Source organism: Pseudomonas sp. Sample_9 (assembly GCF_004307535.1).
Taxonomy (GTDB): Bacteria; Pseudomonadota; Gammaproteobacteria; order Pseudomonadales; family Pseudomonadaceae; genus Aquipseudomonas; species Aquipseudomonas mercuritolerans.
Map to the genome: position 1 here is coordinate 1 of NZ_RAZO01000075.1, position 10,494 is coordinate 10,494.

Here is a 10,494-nt window from a genome sequence, read left to right on the forward strand (position 1 = left end):
TGAGCATGCGCTGGGTCAAGTTCGGCTCTTGTGGGGCCATGAACCACGCCGCCGGTGGCGGTGGTGGCTGACAGCGATCCGTTGCCGGCGCCGGTGGTGGCGTTGAGTAGGACTGACAGGCGCAGATCAGCAGTGGCAAGGCGGTCGCGCAGGCGACCTTGATCACGTTGGACATCGCTCAAGACTCGATAATGGGTCTGTTCACTGGTTGCCAGGCGCTGCTCGAGCGCCAGGCGTTTGTCCTCTTCGGCACGCTGCTGCGCCACCGTGGCCAGGGCCAACTTGTTAAGGGTTTCGGTGTGGAGTCGGGCCTGCTCTGCGAGCTGTTTGCCGTAGCGCCAATCCTGTACTTGCCAGGTAATGGACGCAGAACCACCGACCAAGACGATCAGCAGCACTCCTTTTGCCAGCAGCCGAGACGGCGCCGGGATCAGTTCGCCGAGACGCATAGCACCGCCCTCGCCCGCCCCCACAACTCCAGCCGATCCTGCAGGCCGTTGAGACCGCCATTGATCCTGCGGGTGATCGTGTTGAATTCATTTTGATCGGCCAGCGCGTTCAGCCCATTCACGGACCAAAACCACGCGGCCGACTCGGCGGCCCACTGCGGCAGCTCCAGCAATTCAGGCGTACGCAGCAATCGCTCGTCACCGAACAGCGCCAAGCTGCAGCGCAGGTAGTTGTCGTGGCCAGTGACCTGGATCAGGCCGCGACCGCGATAGCGCTGGCCATCACCATCCGCTGCCGGCGTGTTGCCCAGTTTTGCAGCCAGATTGCCGGTGTCGTATTTGCTCAGGTACTGATCGCCGCCCAGTTCCCGGACGTACTGCAACTGACCCGACTCGTGACCGACTTGCGCCAGAAACGCGGCTTGGCGTTTCGGCGTGTTGATCTGTCGATGGGCCATGGCTGCGTTGAGGGCGGATACAAAAACGCCCGCTTGGCGGCGGGCGTTGGGCATGATGCTTTGCAGCTGTTGTTCAGTGATGGACATACAAACTCCAGACGTAAAAAAACCGCACTCAGGCGGCGATGGGATGCGGCTATTGCTTCTCGATGTTCACCACCTTGAGGGGTGGTTTTGGCCCTTTCTTTTTCTTGCCCTTGGATTTACCGGCTTTGCCGGCGTTGCACTCGACCGTGGTCGACCACCCAGACTGGGTGAACACCTGCTCGACCGAATCCGCCAGGTATTCACCATCAAGCCCGACCTTGAAACCCTGAGCGATGATGGTACGCTCAGCGAAGATGTCAGTCCGGCCGGGCATCTCAAGACGCACATCGGCGGTCGAGCGGTTGAACGCCGAAAGACGAGCCTTGGCCGCCGCCTCAGCGGCGCCTTTATCAGGGTAGATATGTCGGTCGGTATGCACTGCCGGCAGGCCGTCCGGTGCGTCATCGTTGTCGATGGTGACGACCGCGAGCTTGCCGTTCTTTTTGTCCTGATGCTTGGTGGCCACCGCCTTGTGCGAGTTGCGATCACCGAGACTGAATTGCCAGCGGCTAAGATCACTGCGGGTCAGCGTGATAGCGCCAAATGCTTTGCCGCTGGCCGTCTGGCCACCTTGGCGCGGCATCACCAACAGCTTGCCGTCGGCCACCTTGGCCGTGCAGTCGTATTGCTTGGCCAGACGGGTGATGAAATTAAAATCGGACTCGTTGAGCTGGTCGACCCGGGCGACCTTGGTCGACACCGGACACACCGGCGTCCAGCCATTGCGCGCCGCAACGTCAGCCACGATCTTCGACAGCGGCACGTCTTCCCAGCTTCCGCTGCGGATGGTCTTGCCACTGCCACGCATGTCGCTGGCCTTGCCCTTGATCACGATGGTATCCGGTGGGCCTGATATCTCGACCGTGTCGACGGTGTAACTGCCCATGCGCGTCAACGTCGTTTCGGCATACCCCAGGTAGATCTCGATTGAGCTGCCACGCGGTGGCAGTTTCACTTGCCCATCACGGTCGTCGATACGCAACTCAAATTCGTCGGACTCCATGCCCGGCTTGTCAGAGGTGCGCAGCAACAGCAGCCGATCATTGATCTTGGCCGTCACATCGGCCCCATCGGCGACAATTCGAAACATTGGAGTCATGGGTTTTTCCCGATAAAAAACCCGCACAGGGCGGGTCAGAAAAACAGCGCGTCGCTGGGCATTGCCAGAGTCAATCCCACAAGCTGACGCCCTCACTGGTCGGACTGGGTAGATCCGGCAGGACGATAATCACGCCAGACCGGAACGGCTGAGGTTCATCGGCTAGCCCCTGATTGGCATCGAGCACGGCTTCGACGCTGCCATTCAGATGGCCGTAAATGTTGTTGCAAATGACATCGAGCATGTCGCCATCAGACGTCCTGCATGTCGTCGCCATAGCGCTCAAACTCCAAAGTGAACCCCTGTTTGCGAGCAATCCCCCCGTGCAACAGCGCGGACTGTTCCTCGTTGATATTTTTCAGGCACCACGTTCCGATCACTTCGCCATAACCCGTGGTCAGCGTCAGCGGCTGCAGCCTGGCCCCGATGGAGCGCAGGGTGTCCAGTTGTTTCAACCCACCCTTGAAGCCCGGGTAGATTGTGCCTTTGAGCGTCAACTTTTCATCGCCCATACCGATGGCCTGCTTCGCCGGCCGGCGCGTCAGCCGCTCCTGAGAAGCCCAGCGGAATTCGGTCGAACGACTCAGCTCATCGAAGGCCGCCGTGTCTAGGTTGAAGTAATACGGCTCAATTTTCGGATCGCGCGGCTGAATGATCATCAGATGGGGGAATGGCTTCACCGCCTCCGGCGCCGGCGTGGCCTCACCGGCAAAGGAACTGGTGGGCACGATGTTGGCCAGCGACGGACTGACCTTGCTGGCGACGTTATTGATTGCCGTGGCCGCCTTGCCCGCCTGCTCCTTCAACGTACCCAGCCGCTCCTGCACTTCTGCCGCCGCCCGGGTGGCGCGGCCGTACACCGCCACCACCTGACCGACCTTGGCCTGAGCTGCGTCGACGCCGCGCATCACCCGCTGAAGTTTGGCGCCGATGGCGGGACCGACAAACGGGATGTTTTCCAGCTCGGACGCGGCGCCGGTGAGTTCGCGGATCGCGCCGTTGACCGGGGTCAGCATGCCGTCAGCACTGCGCCGCCCGGTTTCCGCCGCATCCACCAGATACTTCAGACTTGATTGCATCTGCTCCATGTAAGCCATGAAACCTCCTTAGACATGGGGTTCGTCGTACAGCTTGGCGGCGTTACTCCTCGCCGCGTCCGCCATCATTCGCTGCATGTGCGGCATCAGATCCTGCGCCAAGGTTTCCGGGTCTTTGACATCGCCCTGCACGGTCACCGGCATGCTCAGTGAATACTGAAACTGCTGATCCACCTTGGCCGGCTCCGGCTTCGCCGGCTCCTTGGGCTGGATGGCCATCGCCGCCGACTTGAGCGGCGCCGTCACCGCCATTGAGCGCGCGACATCCCCCAGCACCGGGCCTTGCTGCGCCGCTGATGCCATCATGAGCGGCGTGGTCGGCACCGGCGCCTTTGCCGTTTGCTCGGGCTTTTCATCCTCACCGCCGAACAGCGACTTACCCAACGACCCGCCCAGCGCCGCACCGCCCTGACTGCCCAGGTAAGCACCGATCATGCCGCCGATAGCGGTGCCGATGATCGGCACAACCGAACCGATGGCGGCGCCTGCTGCTGCACCGGCCATGGTGCCGGCCAGGTTGCCAGCGGCCGAACCGTAACCTTCGGCTTTTTCGTCCTTGGTCTTGGCGTTTTGAAAGGTTTCAAAAGCCATCGCGCCGGACTCCAGCAGCGTGCCGCCAGGAATAACCTTGGCCGCCTTGCCGACCTTACTGACGGTTCCTGCAACGACGCCGAGCTTGGACACTGCTCCACTTGGAACGGAAGGGACTGATGGCGATGGGATCGAAACAGGGGGACGTGAAACCGGAACAGGTGAACGAGGCACAGACGGGCGAGGACCTCTCGAACTCGGCAACGACCGGCGCCGAGCGCTGCGCCTTGACCCACGTCCCCGTCGGCGCGATTCGCCCGACGCATCCACACCGCCCCCCATAGCGCCGGCATTGACGACGAAAACCTTTTGGACGCCGTCGTTACCTGCATCATTTGCAGCACCAAGGCCACCGCCTGTAGCCGCTTCCTTCACCCCCGAAACAACATCCAGACCAGTCGCTACCAGATCAGGCTCCCCGGAATTTTTATTGCGTGTTTCGCTCCCACCCCGGCCACCGCGCGACCCACGCGCAAGGTTTAACAGCCCCTTGCCGATCTTGACCGTGCTGATGATACCTTTTAAGGCGATCAGCCCTGCTCCGACCGTGGCGATACCGGCAACTACCCCGGGCGCGCTATCCGTCAGCGATGTAATGCCTTTAGTAACCTTGGTCAACGACTCGGCCACGGTGTCCGTCACCGGGCGCAGCGCATCACCGATGCTGCGCATGGCGTCATCCATCGACTGGGCCATTTCCGCCCATTTCTGCGATGACGATTCGCGCCGCTCGGCGAGGTTCTTGTCGAGGATCCCGGTCGCGTCCCGCGAATCGTTTTTGAGCTGGCTGTACAGCGCCTTGTTCTGCATGTAGGCCGACAGCGCGGCCTTGACCTGCATGTCGGCGAACAGGTCGCCGGTGCGCAGGGATTCTTCCAGCGAGGCCATCATGGCCTTGGCCTTTTCGGGGTTGGCTTCTTTGCTGATTTTCGACGTCGCTTCGGCCATGGCGGCAGCGCGCTTCGGATCGGTTGCCTGAATGTACTTCTGAGCCAGCGCCATACTGGTCTCAAGCGTCGACATACCGTTTTGCAAACCGGTCTGCATCGATCCCTTGTAATCGATCCCGGCTTTTTCGTAAGCCTTGACCGTATCGGTCGAACCGATTTTGCCCATCCAGTTTTTCAGGTTGTTGGCCGCTTCGTCCGAACTGCCGGCCTGCTTCATCTGGACCTGCAACATGGCGCCCAATTGCGTCACCGCATCCAGGCCAGTGATGCCGTTGCTGGCCATGTTGGCCAACAGCTCCGGAAACCACTTGGCCATGTCGGCCGCTTCAAAGCTGCCCGCCTGCCCTTGGTAGGCAATCGCCTCCAGCGCCTGCTGCATCTGCTTGGGGTCGGTGATCTTGGCGTTCTGCCCCAGGGCGTTGATCATTTTCGCCGTGTCGACGCCGCTGGATCCCTGCCCCACGACAAACTTGGCCGCGACAGGCGCGTACTCCAGCGCCTTGCTCAGGTCCATACCGGCGCCGACCAACTGATTGACCACGTCGGCCACATCGTTGCGCGCCATGCCGGTGTCGCGTGATGTGTCGATGATCTTGCGCGACATCTCCTGCTCTTGCGGCTTGTTGGCAATACCGGCCTTGATCGCGATATCTCGCACAATCGCGCCAAAATCAGCGCTGACCTTGGTCGGTACCGCCATCGCACCGACACCGACCACCGCTGCACCGACGGCACCCTTCATGCCCTTTACGCCAGAATCAATCTGCTGATGACCCTTGGCTTTCAGCTCGGCTTTGTTGGCCGTCTGCCCCATCGAGCGATAGGCTTTTTCCAGCCGGCCGACCTCTATCCCCTGCTTTTTCAGGCTGTCGAGGTTCGAGTTCAAACGGTTGAGTAATTTGGACGCGCCGGCAGCGCCGGTGTCGTGAGCCTTTTTCCATTCTTCGCGCAGGCGGATGGTGTCGCCAATCGTGCTCTGCAGCACGCGCGCTTTGTTGCCTTCTGCCTCAAGGCGCTTGATGCGCCCAGTCACATCCTTGAACGCGGCGCCGACCGTGGAACTGACGGCGCCGCCGATCACCAGCCCGAGGGCGAGTTTGTTTGCCATGTCATGGCCCTCATGTGCCCAGCACTACCGGTGGCAGCTCAATCCGTGAGCCACCAGACCATGTCCGCGAACGGCATCGACTGGATCTCGGCGGCGGAAAACCCGGTTTCCGCCGCCAGACGTTTCGCCGCAGACTTGATCACGCTGGGGTTAAAGCCCGTCGTCGTTGTCCATGCGAAAATAGCCGGCCTGCAAGCGGTTAAAATCCACCAGCTTCAGCCCCTCCAGATCCGCCACCGACGCGCCGGACAACGCAGCAAACAACACCAGCTCGCGCTGCTCATCGTCGCCACCCACCTCACGGTTGGCCGCTCGCACGTCGCCAACGGTCGGCGAGCGCAATGCCAACTTGTCGACGGTCACACCGTTGATTTCGCTCGGGCACGACAGTGTCACCAGCACCTGATCGGTGGTCAGCGACAACCATGCCGGCATCGAGTCCGAATAATCGGTTTTCGGTACCAGGTGCGAATACGCCGTTTGCACGCGGCGATAATCCGTCAGCTTGAGGCCTTCCAGATCCTTCAGCCCGACTTCGGCGAGACCGGCGAACAGCATCAGTTCGCGCTGTTCATCATCGCCGTTGGCAGCACGATCAGCCGCGCGCACTTCACGCACGGTTGGATTGCGCAGGTTCAACGTCTCGACGTCGATGCTGTTGGCTTTGGTTGGGCGGGTCAGCGTCACGACCGCGCCGTGCGCGCTGAGCGACAGCCAGGCCGGCAGGTTTTGAGCGATTGCTTGAGTCATCTGGATCTATTCCTTACAGGCCGAGCGCGTTGCGCACTTCGAGCAGTTGGTCTTTGCCGTCGATCACTTGAATGCCAGCGACCATGTCGATCTCGTACATCAGGCGCCCGTCGATTTCGAGCTTGTAGTACGTGACCGCAACGGCGTGTTTGATCTCGGCAGCATCACCGGCTTTCCAGTCACCCAGATCAACCTCTTTGAGCCGACCGCGCAGGGTGGCAACGACCGCTGTCACCGCGCCCTTCTGGCCCTTGAAGGCACCTCGGAACGTGGCGTTGAAAGCGGTGCCGTCAGCCAGACCGAAGTATTTGAGCGACTCGCGGCGCACGCCCTTGGTGACAAACGAGGCTTCCATTTTTTCCAGCCCCTGATCCATCTCGATGGGACCGGCCATGCCGCCCCCACGATATTCGTCAGTCTTGGTGGTCAGCTTGGGCAGCGTCAGGCTCGGCACGTCGCCGGAGAAGTTCACGCCGTCGACGAACAGGTTGGTGTTGTACAAAGTCTGAGGAATCATTGGTTACGCCCCCTTAGGCTGCTTCAAGCACTTCGGTCATCCACTGATCGGTGACTTCGAAAAGGAAATTCGGGTTCTCTGCCGGCGGCACGTCGGTGAAACGGATGCGCCAATACACCTTGCCCTGGGCGATCTGGCTGGCCGTGTTCAGTTCGGTGTCGGGGAATACTTCAAAGTTGATGATTGCGCCCTGGGCTTTCAGGTCGCGCATGAATGCATCCAGACCGTTGGTGACATCCGTCACGTAGGTCTTGGTGATCGAGCGGTCAACCGCCCACTTGTGCCCGGCCTGCACCGCGTCCATAAGAATGAACAGCGTGCGAACGCGGGTAACAAACGCCCACTTCGGATCGCTCGACAACGTGCGGTTGCCCCACAGGCGGTAACCGTCGTCGCGAATGATCGTGGTGATATTGGCGTTGTTGAGCAGGTTGGCCCGGCAGGTTTCGTCGCCGTCCAGGTACTCGACCGCGCGGCCGGTACCGGTGATGCCAGTCAATTCCTTGTTCGATGGCGAGGCCCAGAAACCGTATTCAGCATCCGTCCACGCAAACAGGCCTGCTGCCCAAGCCGAGCCGGGCGCGTCGACCGTCGAGCTGGTTACGGTGTCCCAGTACTTAACACCGGGATCGACCATGAACAGGTTGCGACTGCCGAAGTTCTCGGCGTAGGCAATAGCGGCCTCGTCGGTCGTACCCGGGCCGTCGATGATGCCGATAGCGCGCAGCTTCTGCGCCACGCTATCGAGCGCTGTGGCCACCGCCTGAGTCGCCGTATGGCCAGGCGCGATCAACAGCCGCGGTTGGGCGTTGAACAGGCTTTTGCCATCAAGCAGCGCCTGTAGTCCGGTGCGCTGACCCGAGGCCAGAACGCCGCCGATGATCGCCGAGGTCTGCAGCGCGGGGTCTTCCAGCTTGGCCACGCCGATGGCGACGATCACCGCTTTGGCCTTGACGTAGATGGCCTGACAGGCCTTGGTGATCGCCGAGTCAGGGCCGAAAGCGGCGATGGCTTCGCGCTCAGTGGTGATCAACTTCAGTTCGCCCGCCTTGGCCGTACCACCGCCCAGAACGCCAGGAGTGAAGGTGTCGCACAGACCGATGATCGATGACGACGGCAGCGAGATGGTGCGCGCGCCAGTGTCGACCGAGGTGGTCGTGACGCCGTGGAAAAAACTCATAAGGGTCAGTCTCCAGAAACGAAAAAGCCCCGCATAAGCGAGGCTGTGAGGATGTTCGTGTTACGCGTAACGGAAAAGAAAACGCCCCGTCAGTGCGGGGCGTCTATTGGATCTGCTCGATCAACAAGGGCGGTGAGATCGGACGATGATCGATCAGTGGGAATTGATCCCCTTGCGGCCATTCGCGCAACAGCCGGCGGTAGCGTTGCAGGTCGGCATATTGCTCAGGTGTGATCGAGGTCAACCCGCCTTCTTCGACTTCGTCGCGATGGCGGGAAACCAGAGGATCAGTTAAGAGTAATTGCGAATCGCGCCAACCACGCTCTTCAGCAACCTGCGCCTCGTAAGTCGGCTGGGGCTTGTCGATCAACTCCGGGCCGCTGACAGGCGTGAAGTCAATCATCTTCCCCTGTGACTCGCCCTTCAGTAGTTGCGCATGGCGCTCAGCTGTAATCTCGATCACGTCATCCGGCATCGACGAATGAATCGAAGGATCAAAAAAACCGCACTTGGACGGTGAAGCGAACATAGATATTTCTCCTCAGTAGCCCACGGCAAACCATGCGCAGGCTGACGCGACCGAAGCGATTACTGCCGCCGAACCCTTGTTCAACGCGCCAATGTTGTGCGCCGTGAAGCCGCTCCCTGCGACAGTGAAAGTCCAAATCGATACGCTTGGTGCCCCGCCATTGTCTTGGCTGCAAATCCACGCACAGCGGTTTGGAAAGGTCACCGGGAAGGTGGCGCCTACCGACGTCGTCGTGACGCCCGTCGACCCCCACTGAAGAATAAGGCCGCTTGGAAGCTTCTGATAACCGCTAGGTAAAGAGGCCATGAAGGCCGCACTGTGTTTAAGCGCCGCCGTTCCCGAGCCAATCCAGTTGGCACCAACCTTGACTAATTGCAGGTCTTCGCCGGTGCCAACTACGATCGACGTCAAGGGCGATCCATCGCAGGAAATTACGTCAGCCCCGGTGCGGGACAGCGTATGGCTGCCAATGCCCGTATTTTTGTAATGCAGAACCGAGCCATCAGCGATGCCTGCCGTGGACGGCAGGAATGAGTTGCCGGCGCCGATGTTTAAGTTTTTGCCAACGTGGCCAGCATTCGCAAATGTGCCAGTCCCGATATCTGCCACACCGGCCAAGTTACCTAGCGCGCGCTGGACAAATTCCGTCGTCGCGAATGACTTACCGCTATCAAACTGCGGCTGCGTCAACCAGTTGGCACCCTGCATCACGGCGCAATACTTGAGCGCCGCAGTACCACCTAGTAAGCGCCATTGAGTATCGATGCGGACAAATTCTGCCGTGTCAGCCACCCCCAACACGATCGATCCAACTGAGCCGATTGACGTATACAGCGCGTCCCCGGCCGCCGGCTGAATGCTCAGGCCAACCCCGCTAGAGCAAACAAGGGAGATTGTCGCGCCTTGGGCAACGCCCGCTGTAGGGGGTAGCGTGGCCACCAATAATGCAGCTCCTGAAAAATTGTGCATTCCCCCTACATGCGCCGCTGTAAGCGCCGTATTCACCCCATTGGTCGTAAAGGATGAATACTCAACGCCCATACGCTTAACAAATTCGGTATTCGCGAGCAGCTTACTGCTGTCGAATTGACCCGGGGTATTTCCCGTGGGATTGATCAGCGCCGGCGAGTTGATCGGCGCGAAGCCTTGCGTGACGTTCTGGAAGGTCAGCGCCGTGGTGCCCAAGACAATCGCCCCGTCGGTGATCAACTGCCAGCGTGTATCAGCCAATGTTGCGCCCTGCTCGACCGATACCAGCAACGCCGAGGTCACCTCGGCATTCGAGTCTGCATCTGCCGCACGCGACCAGCCTGCCGCTGCTGCAACCCAAATGCCATTGTCCTTGGCGGCGTTCTGGCTTTTCACCAGTACCCGGTCACCGACAGCCAGTGCCACGCCGTCAATGGACTGAAGCCCCGTCAGCACAACGTTGGCCGTTGTCGCGACACGCACCGACTGTTTGCTGTCGAGCTTGTACAACTCTTCCAGAATTTTCGCGTCGACGTACTCACGCGTCGCCAGCACCACCGACGGATCAATCTTGAGCTGAATGTTCCCGGTACTGGTGACAATGAAGTTCATCCGCACGATTTGCGTGCGGCCCGAGCCTTGCGACAGCAACGGTTTGAAGCTTGGCGCGCAGTTGGCCACCGCCACCAGATCGCCGTCGGCATCGTAGA

Annotated in this window: 11 protein-coding genes; all 11 read right to left on the bottom strand. The window is 60.4% G+C overall.

All coding sequences use genetic code 11. From position 1 onward, the window contains the following. On the bottom strand, window positions 1–449 hold a 449-nt coding region (locus D6877_RS04315), incomplete at its 3' end, for a lysis protein (protein ID WP_130909963.1). Continuing rightward, entirely contained in the window at window positions 431–994 is a 564-nt protein-coding gene (locus D6877_RS04320; protein ID WP_123377008.1) for a glycoside hydrolase family 19 protein, read from the bottom strand. The genes D6877_RS04320 and D6877_RS04315, both read right to left, overlap by 19 nt. Window positions 995–1,043: 49 nt before the next feature. Further along, window positions 1,044–2,093 (bottom strand): contractile injection system protein, VgrG/Pvc8 family, encoded by a 1,050-nt coding sequence (locus D6877_RS04325; RefSeq protein WP_130909964.1) that lies wholly within the window; start codon window positions 2,091–2,093, stop codon window positions 1,044–1,046. Window positions 2,094–2,163: 70 nt separating this feature from the next. Continuing rightward, window positions 2,164–2,370, bottom strand: coding sequence for a tail protein X (locus D6877_RS04330; protein WP_130909965.1), 207 nt, complete (start codon window positions 2,368–2,370; stop codon window positions 2,164–2,166). After that, a complete protein-coding gene (locus tag D6877_RS04335) occupies window positions 2,345–3,190 on the bottom strand; it encodes a phage tail protein (protein ID WP_130909966.1) in 846 nt (281 codons plus the stop codon). The genes D6877_RS04330 and D6877_RS04335 overlap by 26 nt, the downstream gene beginning before the upstream one ends. A gap of 9 nt (window positions 3,191–3,199) precedes the next feature. Then, window positions 3,200–5,839, bottom strand: coding sequence for a phage tail tape measure protein (locus D6877_RS04340; protein ID WP_130909967.1), 2,640 nt, complete (start codon window positions 5,837–5,839; stop codon window positions 3,200–3,202). 150 nt (window positions 5,840–5,989) lie between these two features. Further along, entirely contained in the window at window positions 5,990–6,589 is a 600-nt protein-coding gene (locus D6877_RS30215; RefSeq protein WP_130909968.1) for a phage tail assembly protein, read from the bottom strand. Window positions 6,590–6,602: 13 nt separating this feature from the next. After that, window positions 6,603–7,106, bottom strand: a complete 504-nt coding sequence (locus tag D6877_RS04350) for a phage major tail tube protein (protein WP_064364595.1) — start codon at window positions 7,104–7,106, stop codon at window positions 6,603–6,605. 13 nt (window positions 7,107–7,119) lie between these two features. Next, window positions 7,120–8,286, bottom strand: a complete 1,167-nt coding sequence (locus D6877_RS04355) for a phage tail sheath family protein (protein WP_130909969.1) — start codon at window positions 8,284–8,286, stop codon at window positions 7,120–7,122. Between the two features lie 103 nt (window positions 8,287–8,389). Further along, window positions 8,390–8,815 carry a phage tail protein gene (locus tag D6877_RS04360; RefSeq protein ID WP_130909970.1) on the bottom strand — a complete coding sequence of 142 codons (426 nt, stop codon included), beginning with the start codon at window positions 8,813–8,815 and terminating at the stop codon, window positions 8,390–8,392. 12 nt (window positions 8,816–8,827) lie between these two features. Continuing rightward, a partial coding sequence (locus D6877_RS04365) for a phage tail protein (protein WP_130909971.1) occupies window positions 8,828–10,494 on the bottom strand: 1,667 nt, incomplete at its 5' end.